Here is a 14,352-nt window from a genome sequence, read left to right on the forward strand (position 1 = left end):
CCAAACCCCGCCGACAAAGAGGGGCTGAGTTGGCCAAGGCAAGCAACCTTGAAAGCGCTGTGCAAACATGGTCCCTGGCTGGGGCGGTGGAGCATGAGCGCGTCATCAAGAACAGTGTTTTTCGCGCTTACGCCGCCCCCATCAGGGATGCTGAGGAGGCCCTGGCCTTCATCAAGGCCCATGCGGTGCCTGATGCCAGCCACAATTGCTGGGCGTTCAAGGCTGGGGACGTTTTCCGCACCCATGACGCTGGCGAGCCTGGCGGCACAGCGGGCAGGCCCATCCTGGCCGCCATAGAGGGGCAGTGCATGGATGGCGTGTGCGTTCTGGTGGCGCGCTGGTTTGGTGGTGTGAAGCTGGGGGCAGGTGGATTGGTGCGCGCTTATGGCGGCACGGCCTCTGCCTGCCTTCATGAAGCCCCGAAAGTGCCGCTCATCGCGCGCACCCCTTGCCGGTTTCATTGCCCTTTCACCCATTTGGCGCAGGTACAGGCCCATCTGGGCAGCCAGGGTGTGGATGCGCTGCAGTGTGATTATGGCGCTGACGGCGCTGATTTCATCCTGGCTGTGCCTGACAGCGCCTTGGATAACCTCAGCGTTTGGCTGCGCGATTTGACCAGGGGCCAACATGCGCTGCACCCCCTGAACGAATGAATGGAAAGTGGGGGAAGCATGATTGGCCACCCCAAGGCCTTGGCGCAGAATTGCTTTGAGCGGAGTTGCCTTTAAAGGGGCCTTGGGCCACATAGGCGCGGTGCATGACCAACTGATCAACCTCATCGCCTTCACCTTCACCGCTGGGCTCCTCATGATGGCACCTGGCCTGGATACTGTCCTGGTCATCCGCACTGCCACAGCGGAAGGCGGGCGTGCTGCCATGGGCGTTGTTGGTGGTATTTGCTGTGGCGTTCTGGTCTGGGGGTTGGCTGCGGCTTTTGGCTTCACCGCCCTGGTGGCTGCCTCCCCTCTTGCTTTCAACATCCTTAAAGTGGCCGGGGCGCTTTACCTGGTGTGGCTGGGGCTGCAGTTGATTGGCAAGTCTTGCCGCGCCTTGGCACAACCTGGCGACCTGCTGGGCGGTGTCACCCCCCCTGGGAAAGGGCGCCAGCCTGCCGCAGGCCTGTGGCGCTCCTGGCGTGTTGGGTTCATGTCCAACCTTCTCAACCCTGGTTTCGGCCTGGTTGTGTTGACCTTGTTTCCGCAGTTCGTTCCAGCCCATGCGCCTGTAGCGCACAGCATGATGGTGCTGACCTGTGTTCAGGTGGCCATTGCGGCAGCCTGGTTTGGCTTGTTGGCGGCCGTTGGGCTGCCACTGGGGCGTTTGCTGGCACGCCCTGTGGTGGTGCGCTGGTTCGACATCCTGACAGGCGTGGTCTTCCTGCTTTTTGCAGCCCAGCTAGCCTTGGCGCACGCCCCCCATTGAGCTTCTAAAGGGGGCATCCAAAGGGTGTGGTGGCCTGCCTCCATTGTGGCGCTGAGGCCACATCTGTTGACAACGCTTTATTTTGTTAATGAGAATCAGTTGCATATAGCGTAACGCTTTTGCAAGGTGGGCCTTCGCCACCTGCGTTCAACCACGGCTCATCATTACGAGTTGGATTGAGCGTTTTCCATGCCTAGTCACCTTTCGATCAGCCCCCCCAACCCCCCAGCAGCGCCTTGGGCACCCGAAAAGGAGGGGGGCCAGGTCCCCCGCCCCTTGGTGTGTCCCCCACTTTGGGGGTGGGTGTGTCCCTACAGCTTGTTGTGTTTGGGGGCGCTCTGTGTTGGCGGAGCTGCGCTGTTATGGCCGTGCGCAAGCGCGCAGGCTGCACCTGTTGCCACCACCACCGCTACCACCAGCAAAGGCGCAGAAAAGCTGCGCGTTGTGGGCAGGCGCCTGCCACCAGGCATGAGCCCCCATTATGAAGCCCGCACCATTTCTTTGGGCCCTTTGGGGGACGTCAAAGTGTTGGACACGCCCTTTTCCGTGGGGGAGGTACGGCGTGATGTCTTGTTGAACGAACAGCTGCGCGCCATTACCGATACCGCCAAATACCTGCCTTCCGTCCAGCTGGAGGAACGTGGCGACCCTGGCCTGAGCCGCCCCCAGACACGCGGTTTTGAAGGGGACATTGTCGCCAACACCCGCATGGATGGCTTGAATGCCCTTGGCACCATGCCTTACCCAGCTGAACAGATGGACCGCGTTGATGTCCTCAACGGCCTGGCTGGTGCTCTCTACGGTCCTCAGAACCCTTCTGGCACGTTTGACTACATCACCAAGCGCCCTTTGCAAGGCAACAGCACCACCTTGAACGTTGGCGCTGACGGGCGCGGCGCCCCCCTTGAAAGCCTGGATTCTTCCCAGCGATGGGGGCCGTTTGCAGGGCGCCTCAATTTGTTGAACCAAAACGGCGCCAGTTACAGCCATGGCTCCCGCATGCGGCGTAACCTCGTCAGTGGTGATTTTGACATCCACCTTGATGAGCAGACAGTGCTTCACCTGGATGGTTCGCAATACAGCACAGGCGCTTGGGGGCTGCCTGGTACTTTTGCCCTTAAACCAGGCATCGCCCTGCCGCGCAAAGCCCCTGACACAGCGCGTGCCGGCTATGGTCAGAAACAGGGTGGCTACACAACGTCAACCAGCACAGGGCTTGCGCGACTGGAGCACCGCTTCAACAAAGACTGGCAAGTGCGCCTGGGTGGGCTTTACCAAAATGCCGCGCGCAACACGTTCACGGTCACCAATACGCTTCTTAACAATCGTGGTGATTACAACCAGGTCGTCGCTGCCTCCACCGCCATGGATGACGCTAAGGTGTGGAGCAACTTCGCCTGGCTCAATGGCAAGGCGCGGACAGGCTTTGTGCGGCATGACCTGGTGCTGGGCAGCACGGGCTACAACATCACGCTTTATGACCCCACCCATGCCCAGAAATACGACTTGGGGCCCGCTTCCCTCAATGATCCACGCCGTGTGGACGGCCCTCAGCCCCGCAAAGGGGGCAGGTGGCGTTCATCCAATCAAAGCGTGCAGGCCTTGATTGCTGGCGATACGCTCCACCTTGGCCATGGTGTGTCCATTATGGGCATGATGGGGTGGAGTTGGCTTTCCGTACATAATTGGCAGAAAAGCGGCGCCCCCAATGGCCATGACACCCATGGCGCCGCCTTTACCCCCACGGTGGCAGCCCTTTACAAGCCGTTGCCGACCGTCACCACTTATTTCACCTGGGGGCGGTCCATCCAGCCAGGGGCTTTGGCGCCGTCAGGCTCAGTCAATGTGGGCCAGACACAGCGCGCTGTCCGTTCGGAGGAATATGAAGTCGGTGCCAAATGGCAGGTAAACAAAGACCTGCTGCTTTCAGCAGCAGCTTTCAGGATGAACAGGCCTTATGCCTTCCTGGATCCCGCCACAGGCGTGTTTGGCAATTTCGGCATGCAGCGCAACTATGGCGTTGAGTTCATGGCCACTGGCCACTTGACCAAACGCCTGGCCATCATGGCAGGTGTGACATGGCTTGATGCCCAGCTTCTCAAAACTGCCAGCCCTCTAACCTCCCACAAAGGGGTGGTGGGGGTGCCCCCCGTCACAGCTAATGTTCTGCTTGATTACACGTTGCCCACGGTCGCCTTGGGAAAAGGTTTTTCCTTGCCTGGCGTGACGGCGCTCAACGCAGATTTCCATTATGTTGGCACAAGGGCTGCCAATGTCACCAACACAAGCTTTGCTCCTGGTTACTATACGTTGGATCTAGGCGTGCGGCACATGGAGATGGTCGCGCACCACCCCGTGACGGTGCGTTTTGGCGTTAATAACGTTACCAATCAGCGTTACTGGGCCTCCATCTACCCTGCTGGTACAGCTGGCGCACCCAAGGCTGCTTCCACAGCCATGGCGGGGCTACCACGGCTATGGCAGGTGACGGCGACAACCGCGTTCTGATTTTCCTTTTTCCTTGACGAAGGACTGTGTTAAATGCGAATGATTATCACATTCATTCTCAGAGGGAAACGCCACGTTCAAGGCGCAAGTCCCCTCAAACAGGTTGACCGTCATGATTGTTTGTTCCTGCAACGCTTTGTCTGAACGCGATGTGAAATCAGCCATCAAAGCTGGTGCCAGTCGCCCCACGCAGGTTTACGCCCATAGCCAGTGCAGCGCCCAGTGCGGACGCTGCGCCAGCCATATCTGCAAGTTGCTCAAAGCGCGCGAAAACGCTCAAAGCCCCGCACACAGGGCTACTTGAAAAGCAAAGGGGGTGCCCAAGCACCCCCTTTTCATGTTCCAGCACCGTTGGGCCAAGGCCTTCAGGACTGTGGGGGTTGTTTACGCTTCAGTGGCGGGGCCAGCATTGAGCTGGATGTAGTTCTGGATGCCAATGCGGCTGATGAGGTCAAGCTGTGAATCGATGAAATCCTGGTGCGCTTCTTCTGCAACCAGGATTTTGTTCATCAAGTCGCGTGAGACGTAGTCGCGCACGCTTTCGCAGTAAGCGATGCCATCACGCAAGCACTGGCAAGCGCTGACTTCGGCTTTGAGGTCGCATTCAAGGATCTCCTGAACGCTTTCGCCAATCATCAGCGGGTTGAGGCGCTGCAGGTTGGGCAAGCCCCCCAGGAACAGAATGCGCTTGGTGAGCCAGTCAGCGTGGCGCATCTCCTCAATGGATTCTTCATATTCCTTTTTGCCCAGAAGGGTGACGCCCCAATGGTCAAGCGTGCGTGAATGAAGGAAGAACTGGTTGATGACAGTCAGCTCATTGGTGAGCTGCGCATTAAGGAACTCAATGACTTTCCTGTCTTGAACCTTGCCAGATGCGTTGGCGGTCATGGTGTGCTCCTGTGGAGTGGGTAGGTTGAACGGTCAAGTGGTTGGAGTGCAGTCTAGCATCAGGCCAGGCTGGGGCGCACCCTGTTGCTGAGGCACAGCAACGTGGCCACCGCCCCCATAAAGCTGGCGCTGTACAGGCAGGCTTGCCCAGCCGCCAAGGGCTGCGGCAGCAGCGTGAACACGCCAGCCACCAGGAGGGCGCCCATGGTCTGCCCACCAAGGCGGCAAACGGAGATCATGCCGCTGGCCTCACCTTCCTTGCCAGGGGGGGCAGCTACCATGATGGTGCGGTTGTTGGAGGCCTGAATGACCCCAAAGCCCAGCCCAGCGCAAAAAGTGGGCAGCACGATGGCCCAGTTGGTGGCCGTGGGCGGCAGCAAAGCCAGCCCCAGTAGGCCTCCGACCACCACCACAAGACCCATGGTGGTCAGGCGCCTGGGTTGAATGCTGTCTGTGTATTTGCGCACCAGCAGGGCCATCACGGCTGAACCGCCCGCCCAAGGCGAAACCAGAAGCCCCACCATCCCTGCTGAACGGTGGAACACATTCACTAAGGTGAAGGGCATGGCCACGATGTAGAGGTTGGAAGCCACAAAGGCCAAGAAGCCCACAAGGCAGGGCACCAGGAAGGCGCGCTTGCCCAGGAGGTCGAATGGCATAATGAAGAACCGCTTGCGCCGCTGCCACCATACAAGTCCACGCCAGCAAGCCAGTGCCGCCACGCCAAAGCCCAGCGCCATGGGCCATTCCGCCCGCACAAGCCCGTCCAGCGCTATGCCCAGCGTGGCGAAGGCCGCCACCGTCAGTCCCAGCCCAAGAACAATGGATTGGTGCTGGGGGCGCAGGGGGATGTGGGGCAGGAAACGCCAGCTCAACAGCAGCGCCACCAAGCCGACTGGCAGGTTGAACCAGAACAGCCATGGCCACGGTAGGAATGTCAGGATCAAAGCACCCAGCGATGGGCCAGCCATGGCGCCAACGCTGGTGGCCACTGAAATCATGGCGATGCCCCGCCCAACGATGGCGCCGGGGTAGATAAAACGCACCAAAGCCATGTTGACGCTCATGATGCAGGCACCGCCCACCCCTTGCATGGTACGCCACCAGGCTAGCTCAGCCATGGAGTGGGAAAGCGCGCAGAATGAAGCCGCGATGAGGAAAACCACCAGCCCCAGCTGGGACATGCGCTTGAACCCGATGCGCGCCCCAACCAACGCGCAAGGCAGCAGGCAGGAAAGGTTGGCGAGCTGGTAGGCATTCACCACCCAGACCGACTGGGCGTCAGTCGCGTGCATGTCCTGGGCGATGGCAGGCAGCGCCACATTGGCAATGGCGTAGTCCAGCACGGAAAGCGTGACGGCCAACAGCAGCGCTGCCATGGCGGCCATGCGCGGCCCTGGCGGCAAACCAGGGTAGAGGGCGTCTTCACAGGCTGCCTGAGGCGTGGTGGGGGTGGTCATGACCATTCCGGTTTAAGCAATTTGTGAGGCAGGGCTAAGTACCATAGGCCCGGGGAGGGCCCAAAGACGGTTGGGTGGGCTAGTTATTCAGCCCCCCTCCCCTTCAGGGGCGAAGCGGGCCACCAGGTCGCTCAAATGGCCAATGTCCTCCACCGTTAATGTGGCGGGTGGTTTGGCTTTACCGCTAGCGCTGTTGAGCTGGCGCGGCAAACGCGCGCGGCTGAAGCCAAGCTTGGCGATTTCCTTCAAGCGCAGCCCTGTTTGGGGAACGGGGCGTATTTCCCCTGAAAGGCCGATTTCGCCGAAATACGCCTCTGACGGGGCGGTGGGGCGGCCTGTCGCTGCTGAAATCAAGGCCGCCGCCACAGCCAGGTCTGCTGCGGTTTCACTGATGCGCAGCCCGCCAGTGACATTGAGGTAGACGTCCATGTTGGAAAGCTTCAGTCCGCAGCGGCTTTCAAGCACCGCCAAAACCATGTTGAGGCGCGACCCCTCCCACCCCAGCACAGAGCGCCGCGCGCTGCCGTCACCAGCTTTGGGTGCCAGGAGGACCTGGATTTCAAGCAGGACAGGGCGCGTCCCCTCCAGCCCGGCGAACACAGCCGAACCAGCGACATTACCGCGCCTTTCAGCCAGGAACAGGGCAGACGGGTTAGGGACTTCCTCAAGCCCTGTGTCGGTCATGGCGAAAACGCCAATCTCGTCTGTGGCGCCAAAGCGGTTTTTAGCTGCGCGCAAAATACGGAACTGGTGGCCGCGGTCGCCTTCAAAATAAAGCACAGCATCCACCATGTGCTCGAGGACGCGTGGCCCCGCCAAAGCCCCCTCCTTGGTGACGTGGCCAATCAACACCAGCGCGAAGCCCAGGGTCTTGGCAAGGCGAATGAGTTCAAAAGCGCAGGCGCGCACTTGGCTGACGGAGCCAGGCGCGCTGTCCACCCCATCAAGCCACATGGTTTGGATGGAATCGATCACGACCACAGCTGGCACGGCTGGGGCCTCCACCCCCTCTGGCTGGCTGGCCACAGCGGCTGATTGAACGCGTTCCTCCAGCGTTGCCACGATGTCAGCCACATTGATGGAGGCAGCCAGTTCCAGCTTGTCGAGGGCTTTCTTGTTCTTGGTCAGATCAAGGCGCTGGGCGCGTAGGCGGATCTGGTCTATCGCCTCCTCACCTGAGACGTAGAGGACGTCATGGCCAGCCTGGGCCAGGGCGCAGGTCGTTTGCAGCATGAGGGTGGATTTGCCAATGCCGGGGTCACCCCCCACCAACACCGCCGAGCCAGGCACCAAACCACTGCCCAGAACGCGGTTGAGCTCATCAAGGCCCGTGTTGACGCGTGGCGGGGGTTTGGTGGCGCCATCAAGCCTTGTCGTGGCCAGGCGGCCTTTGTGGCTGTGGGCTGAGCCTGGCAGCACAGAGGCGGTTTTGCGTGGGCTGGCCTGGCTGACATGCTCTGTAAGGGTGTTCCAGTCACCGCAAGTTTCGCAACGCCCAGCCCATTTGAGTGATATGGCCTGGCAGTTGCTGCAGATGAAACGTGTTGTCGGTTTTTTCGCCATAAGGACTATATGGCCCTGCCAACCTCTTCAAACCAGGGACAGGGCGCTTTGCTCTCAGCCAGCTTGCTGGCTGGCTTCAGGAAGGGGGTAAGCGATTTTGATGGGGCCTTCCAACCAGCCATGCACGAATTGGTTCACCACTGCATTGCCAGAATGCATCAGGTCGCTGGCTTTGCCATGCCAAATGATTTTGCCTTCATAAAGCATGGCCGCGATGGTGCCGATGGTCTGGGCGGACGTCATGTCATGGGTGATGGTGATAGCGGTGGCCCCCAGCCTTTTCACGCAATCAACAATCAAGCGGTTAATGACGGCACTCATGATGGGGTCGAGGCCCGTGGTTGGCTCATCAAAGAACTGGATGGGGGGGCGGCCTGCGATGGAACGCGCCAACCCAACGCGCTTCTGCATGCCCCCTGAAAGCTCAGCTGGCATTAACCCCCCCACAGCAGCCCCCAGCCCTACCTGGGCTAGGAGATTGGTGGCTTCAGCTGTTTGCTGCTGGTGGGGTTGATTCCAGGTTTCAGGCGCTTTGGCGCGCAGGCCGAACAAGACGTTGTCTAGAACGCTCATTGAATCGAAAAGCGCCGCGTTTTGAAACAACATGCCGATTTTCTTGAGGATTTCGCTCCGGCGTTCAGGGGTGGCGGTGAGGACATTCTCGCCATCAATCTCAATGGTGCCTTCATCAGGCAGGATGAGGCCAAGGATGCAGCGCAGCAGAACGGATTTGCCTGTGCCTGATCCTCCGAGGATGACGAGGGACGCGCCATCGGGAACATCAAGGTCCACGCCATTGAGGACAACATGCTTGCCAAATGATTTCTTCAGCCCGCGAATGCGGATGCGGATCGGCACGCCATCGGCAGTGTGAGGGAGGTAGTCTGGCGCTGGCTGGGTAGCGGTGGTGGCTGGCACGGTTTGGTTCCCTGGTCAGCTGGCGAAGAAAAGGTCGGTCAGGAGGTAGTCAAACACCAGGATGAGGATAGAGGCGGTGACCACCGTTGCCGTGGCAGCCCTGCCCACGCCCTCTGCCCCGCCCTTGCTGTTGTAGCCGAAATAGCACCCCAGCAGCGCGATGAGGAACCCAAACACCGCAGCCTTGGTCAGGCCAACGGAGATGTCCTTCCACTTCAAGGCAGCCCAGGTGGCTTTGATGTAGTTCTCAGGCGTGAAGCCCAGCTTGGCCACGCACACGCCAAAGCCGCCGAACACGCCGAGGATGTCAGCCACAATGACCAGGAGCGGCACAGCGGCCAAAGCTGCGTAAAGCCGCGGCGTGACGAGGAATTTAATGGGGTTGGTAGAAAGCGTGTAGAGCGCGTCTATCTGGTTGGTGACGCGCATGGTGCCCAGCTGGGCGGAAAGGGCCGCGCCAACGCGCCCAGCGATCATGAGCCCGGCCAGAACCGGCCCAAGCTCACGCGTGATGGCCAGCAGGACGATATGGGCGATGGCGCTTTGGGCATGGTACTGCGCAAAACCTGTGTAGGATTGCAGCGCGATGACGCCCCCTGCGAACACAGCCGTCAGCGCCACCACTGGCAATGACAGGAACCCCATATTGATGAAGGCCCGCCAGTAAAGCATGGGGTAGACGGGGCGGGTGAAGATCCCCGCCAGCCCTTTGAGGGCAAACAGCGTGACAGAGCCCACCTGGCGCATAACGCCCAGAACAACGCGGCCCATGAAGAGGAAGGGGGCTGCAAGGACTGAATGATGGGACATGCTCACCCCGGTCTGTGCTCACCCGGCCAAGCGCTGGGTTTGATAGGCCCCCATAGTGCCTGATGGCGCTTGGCAATGAAAGGGGCAGGGCGTTTTCAAGGTGCTGTGGGGGGTAGTTGGGGCTGGCTGGCGGTTGGTGTGGAGGGGGCCGCTGATGCTTCAGGCTGCGCAGGTGCAGTTTGGGGTCTATCTGCAGATATTCCAGGAGCAGGCATTGGGGAAGGAGTTTTGTGGGGCGCAGGGGGCACAGCGGTTGTAATTGGCTGGGCAGGGGCTGCTTGCGCGCCATCCTGGCCAGCATTCTGGCCAGCCTTGCCGGGGGCGGGCGCGCTTTGGGCCTTGTCAGTCAAGGTGGTGGGGGTTGGCGCAGGGTTGGTTGGTACAAGCTGTTGTCCTGTAGGCTGGCCCTGGGCAAGGGGTGGTTGTGGTGCTGTGGGTTTAGGGAGGGTTTGCGCTTGCTGCGGCTGCGAGGCGTTGGCAGCAGGTATTGCCGGTTGGGGGGGCTGCCAAGGCAGGATGGGCCTGTCGCCAGAACTGGTGAGGTTGCCTGAAGGGCCCAGCCGCACAGTGGCTTGGTCATGGGCCTGGGCATTGGCAGTGCCGCTTTGGGCTGCCACGCTGGCCTGCGCATGGCCAGTGGCGTTTAACGTCAAAGCGCCAATGTGGCCTGAACCGATGTTGAGAGTGGCATTCTGCCCCACCTGCGCTGAAACCACGGCCGCCTGGGTGTGGCTGATGTCCAGCTGAGCTTGGCCTGTGAGGTCGATTTGTGCAGCGCGCCCCAATTCCCCCACATGACCTGTGCCCTGTCCCCCCATGACCACTTCCATGGCAGCAGTGCGCGCCACGTTAAAAGAGGAGGTGTCGAACCGGCCCTCAAGGGAGGACAGAGGCCCTGTGACCGTGACCATGCCATGGGGGCTTTCATGCAAGCTTAGTGTCACGCTGGGGCCAATGCGCAGCACCAGGCGGTTGTCAGGTGCGCAAGCTGGCACTGAGACGTCAAGCCTGGTGGCGTCTCCCACCACCACTAGGCTGTAAAGCGCGCCCGCCCCATGGATGTCGTCAGCTGTGATGGCATTCTGCCCCCCAGGCCCCAAGGCGGCATCCACTTTAATGCGCACTTGGGTGCACGGCGCTGTGATGTCGAGCGCCTCGGCGGAGAGGTGGGTGCCTGCGCCCAGGCGGTGTTTGTCGGCAGCGCGGCCATCTGTTGGCCAGGTGACCATCGCTGCCCATGACAGCAAAGCCACCACCCCAAACAGGTGTCTCTTCAAGGGGGGGGCTGCTGGCCTTGGAAAAGGGGCTGGTTTCACAGGGGGGTTTCCGTGGTTCAGGGCACTGGGGCGACAGGCCTTTATAATTCGGAATCGCAGTGGGACGGAATGGTTTCTTCAGCCATGCCAACAGCATGGAGCGTGAAACCAGCCGCCCGCAAGGGTTGGGGCTGCCAAGCACGCCTGAAGTCGAACAGGTGGCGCCCTTTCATGAGCTGGGCCATGTGGTCGGGCGCAATGTCCTTGTAGCACGGCCAGGCTGCCAGAAGGACGGCGGCGTCAGCCCCAGTCAGCGCCGCTTCGAGGGTGGGGGCCCAGTGCAGGCGTTCGCTCTGTTGAGGGGGCAGGTCCAGGGCCTGCATGGCGGCACGGGCATTGGCCAGCGCCTCCGGGTCATGCAAGGCTAGGCTGGCCCCCTGGCTGAGCAGGTCTGTGGCCAAGTCCAAGGCAGGGCTTGCGCGCACGTCATCTGTACCTGCCTTGAACGCCAGCCCCAGCAGGGCAATGCGTTTGCCAGCCAAGTGCATGACACGCGCCATGCGCCCCCCCAGCCCCGCTTTGCGGGCTTTGTTGGCCAGGTGGGCAGCTTGGGGCACGGTAAGGGTGATGTTGCTTTGGGCTGCGCTGGCCACAAGGGCTGGCACATCCTTAGGCAGGCAGGAACCGCCATAGCCTGGCCCTGCCTCCAGGAATTCTGGCCCGATGCGTGGATCCAACCCCATGGCATGGGCGACTTCATCCACGGAAGCGCCTGAGTGCTCGCAAAAATCAGCGATTTCACCCATGAAGGCGATTTTGACCGCCAAAAAGGCGTTGGCGGCGTATTTGGCCAGTTCGGCGCTTTCGCGCTTTGTGAACAGAAGCGGCACGCCCTTTATCACCAAGGGCGCGTAAAGCTGGCTGTAAGCTTGGCGCGCCGCCTGGACGTAGCTTGGGGGGGTGTCCCCCCCTGGCAGCCCTACAAGGATGCGGTCGGGGTTGAGGAAATTGTGCACCGCCTGGCCCTCAGCCAGGAATTCTGGATTGGATGTAACAACAAGGGGCGCATCAGGGCGCAGTGCCTGGAAACGCCTGGCTAGGGCTGCGCCTGTACCAACTGGCACGGTGGATTTGGTGGCCAGGATCGTCAAAGAGGGGTTGGGTGGCAGGAGGCTGGCCAGCTCATCAAGGGCTGCCTGCACAGCCGATAGGTCAGCTGCACCTTGCTGGCCTGGCTTGGTGTTTTCTGGCGTACCCACAGCCAGGAACACCAGTCTGGGCGCTTTAAAGGTGCCAGCGGGTGCAGACAAGGCCGTTTCAGCCAGGTTGGCAGCGAAATGCAGCCGGTTGGCTGCACGTTCAGACGCCACTAGTTCCCCCAACCCAGGCTCATGAAGGGGTATGGTACCTGAACGCAAAGCAGTCAGGCGCCCTGGATTGCTTTCAACCACCGTCACCGTGGCCCCAAGCCGCGCCATGGCGGCGCCCGAAACCAGCCCTACATAGCCTGCCCCTACCATGATGACCTCAAGGGGGTGTGGGGGTACGGGGGGCAATGGTGGCATGGGCAGGCTCCAGTTGGGCAGGGGGTAAGTGGCCCTTACCTCCCATCCTTTACATGACAGACGGCTGTTAGTTGAATGGCATGTAGCGCAGAGAGAAGAAAACCATGTTTTCATCCGTGCGTGGCTTCCCCCCCCGGCCTGAGAAGGCGTTGACCCATGTGTGGGAATATTGCGCCCCCACCAAAAGCTTGCCGTAATCGCCATGGGCAGCTGACCACCACCACCCGCCGGTTGCCTGTGAAACCTGGTGGACATTGGCCCCGGCCATGCAGTTCTTGCCCAGCTCCACCATGCATCCCCCCATGCTGTAGGCGCGGTTGCCGTAACCGTAAGGGTTGCCGCCACTTTCCCAACCTTCCCGCGATAGGACGCGCTCTGCGCCAGCGTAGCCATAGAACATCAGGTTCTTGAGGGGGGAGCCATAAATCCCAACCAGTGCTGAGGCCTCAGGCAAGGCCAAGGGACCACCAGCCCTGTTCCAGGTGTAATCAGGCAGCTGGGCACTGCCATAGCGCCCAATGCCGCGCCCCACCATGCCTGAAAGCTGAATGTAGAATTTACGCTCAGGCATGAGGGGCAGGATCATCCCTCCACCACCCCCGCCAGCGATAATGGTGTGGTTGGAACCACCCCCTTGGTGGCTGGTGCGGTCGCGCATGAACCGCATGACGCCTGTCAGCTCGTAATGGCCCCAACCAGGGTCGGCTGCCGCCTTGGCCACCAGGTCGGGGGCGGGGTCTGTAGCGTACCATGTGCTGGGGTTGTTGATGCCCGTCCCTGATACGCGGTCAGTAATGTTCATGGAAGCGGGGTGCTGGGCTGAATCAGCAGGAATAGCACTTGGGTTTTCCACTGAGAAGGCGAGGCCATAGCGTTCCTCAGCACCAAATGTTTTGAGAAGGCGGATTTGAGGCGCGCGCGTCCACATGAAGCCAGGCAGGTAGTTGGCTTCAATGACCACTGGCGCCTGCTCGTCACGCGCGAACATGCCCTTGTTGAACATGGTCAGCAGCGACCAGGCCTGGCCGCCAAGCAGGTAGAGGCCGTCTTCATGGTCTTTGAGTTCGCCATAGATCTGGCGAACGCGGTTGACGTAGGAACTGGACTGGCGAGAATTGGAGCTGGAGCCTGCAGCCTGGAAATCAGTTTCGAAATAGCCGTCAGCCTCGATCTTCTTCGTCAGCATGCCTTCAACCAGCACACTTACGCGGCTTTGGCGCTCACTCTGGTTGAAGGAGGACATATGGTAGGCGGGCTGATTGGCCCAGGGGATGTTCTGCCAAGCGCTGGAGATGTCAGAGCCCATGGTGCGGCTGCGCCAGAACCCTGCCGCTTCCAAATAGCCGCCAAGCGTAATGCGGATGCCGCCAATTTGCAGCTGCCCCCGCCTGAGGGGCTGGTAGAGGTCGGGGTGAGCTGGTGGCGTGGCATCCACCAAACCATAAGGGGTGGAGGCACTGCGTGAAGGCAGGAGGTGGTTCCACTGTTCTGCCAGTGTGGTTGGTTTGCCAGGGCCATAGCCTGGGCTGGTGGCGCGCTGGTAGCGCAGCCCGAACAAATCCTGTGGGGGCGCGCCCCCTGTTGGCGCCACGCCCATCATGCGCGCCATGTGGGGGGAGAGCGCGCGTGTGCGGGGGACGTAAGGGTCAGCTTCGAAAAGCTCGCGCTGGGCTTTGAGCTCCGCACGGACGCGGGCGTTCTCTGCCGCTTGGCGGGCCTTCATAGCGTGGAGCTGCTCCTGCATGGCCTTAATCTGCCGTTCCATGGCGGCGATGGGGTCGTTGGCCCAGGCTGGCTGGGGGGCAACGACGCACAGCGCCAAGGGGAGCAAGCCCCAACTGAGCCTAGCGCGACCCAAGGCGCCAAGCGGCGCCAGCTTGCATGGGCGGTGAGGGGAAGAATACCAGTCTGGCTGGGAACCAGAACAACATGGCGGTGGGGTAGTCATGAAGGCTGCCCTTG

Annotated in this window: 12 protein-coding genes; 4 read left to right on the plus strand and 8 right to left on the minus strand. The window is 61.0% G+C overall.

The genetic code is table 11. The annotated features are described in order from the left end of the window. The first annotated feature begins 29 nt into the window (after nt 1-29). The 4 genes from E3E12_RS04580 to E3E12_RS09135 all read left to right on the plus strand — a co-directional run bounded on the left by E3E12_RS04580 (nt 30) and on the right by E3E12_RS09135 (nt 4,234). Nucleotides 30-653 carry an IMPACT family protein gene (locus E3E12_RS04580; RefSeq protein WP_408869920.1) on the plus strand — a complete coding sequence of 208 codons (624 nt, stop codon included), beginning with the start codon at nt 30-32 and terminating at the stop codon, nt 651-653. Nucleotides 654-753: 100 nt separating this feature from the next. Next, entirely contained in the window at nt 754-1,422 is a 669-nt protein-coding gene (locus tag E3E12_RS04585; protein ID WP_206338634.1) for a LysE family translocator, read from the plus strand. Nucleotides 1,423-1,890: 468 nt separating this feature from the next. Beyond that, a complete protein-coding gene (locus E3E12_RS04590) occupies nt 1,891-3,930 on the plus strand; it encodes a TonB-dependent receptor (protein ID WP_168194387.1) in 2,040 nt (679 codons plus the stop codon). Nucleotides 3,931-4,042: 112 nt separating this feature from the next. After that, nucleotides 4,043-4,234 (plus strand): (2Fe-2S)-binding protein, encoded by a 192-nt coding sequence (locus E3E12_RS09135; RefSeq protein ID WP_141443283.1) that lies wholly within the window; start codon nt 4,043-4,045, stop codon nt 4,232-4,234. Nucleotides 4,235-4,314: 80 nt separating this feature from the next. Here the strand turns inward: E3E12_RS09135 and bfr are convergent, their stop codons facing one another. The 8 genes from bfr to E3E12_RS08875 all read right to left on the minus strand — a co-directional run bounded on the left by bfr (nt 4,315) and on the right by E3E12_RS08875 (nt 14,212). After that, the gene (gene bfr, locus E3E12_RS04600; RefSeq protein ID WP_141443284.1) at nt 4,315-4,818 is read right to left on the minus strand and encodes a bacterioferritin; all 504 of its coding nucleotides are present in this window, start codon (nt 4,816-4,818) and stop codon (nt 4,315-4,317) included. 59 nt (nt 4,819-4,877) lie between these two features. Then, entirely contained in the window at nt 4,878-6,278 is a 1,401-nt protein-coding gene (locus E3E12_RS04605) for an MFS transporter (protein ID WP_168194388.1), read from the minus strand. A gap of 87 nt (nt 6,279-6,365) precedes the next feature. Further along, nucleotides 6,366-7,841, minus strand: a complete 1,476-nt coding sequence (gene radA / locus E3E12_RS04610; RefSeq protein ID WP_141443286.1) for a DNA repair protein RadA — start codon at nt 7,839-7,841, stop codon at nt 6,366-6,368. Nucleotides 7,842-7,895: 54 nt separating this feature from the next. After that, nucleotides 7,896-8,699 carry an ABC transporter ATP-binding protein gene (locus E3E12_RS04615; protein WP_141444081.1) on the minus strand — a complete coding sequence of 268 codons (804 nt, stop codon included), beginning with the start codon at nt 8,697-8,699 and terminating at the stop codon, nt 7,896-7,898. A gap of 75 nt (nt 8,700-8,774) precedes the next feature. Continuing rightward, a complete protein-coding gene (locus tag E3E12_RS04620) occupies nt 8,775-9,569 on the minus strand; it encodes an MlaE family ABC transporter permease (RefSeq protein ID WP_141443287.1) in 795 nt (264 codons plus the stop codon). A 95-nt stretch (nt 9,570-9,664) separates the two neighbouring features. Continuing rightward, entirely contained in the window at nt 9,665-10,846 is a 1,182-nt protein-coding gene (locus E3E12_RS04625; RefSeq protein WP_141443288.1) for a hypothetical protein, read from the minus strand. An 80-nt stretch (nt 10,847-10,926) separates the two neighbouring features. Continuing rightward, complete coding sequence (locus E3E12_RS04630) at nt 10,927-12,390, minus strand: UDP-glucose dehydrogenase family protein (RefSeq protein ID WP_168194389.1); 1,464 nt, start codon at nt 12,388-12,390, stop codon at nt 10,927-10,929. A gap of 67 nt (nt 12,391-12,457) precedes the next feature. Then, complete coding sequence (locus tag E3E12_RS08875) at nt 12,458-14,212, minus strand: hypothetical protein (RefSeq protein ID WP_168194390.1); 1,755 nt, start codon at nt 14,210-14,212, stop codon at nt 12,458-12,460. Between the last annotated feature and the right edge of the window lie 140 nt (nt 14,213-14,352).

The organism is Formicincola oecophyllae, assembly GCF_006542395.2.
GTDB classification, from domain to species: Bacteria; Pseudomonadota; Alphaproteobacteria; order Acetobacterales; family Acetobacteraceae; genus Formicincola; species Formicincola oecophyllae.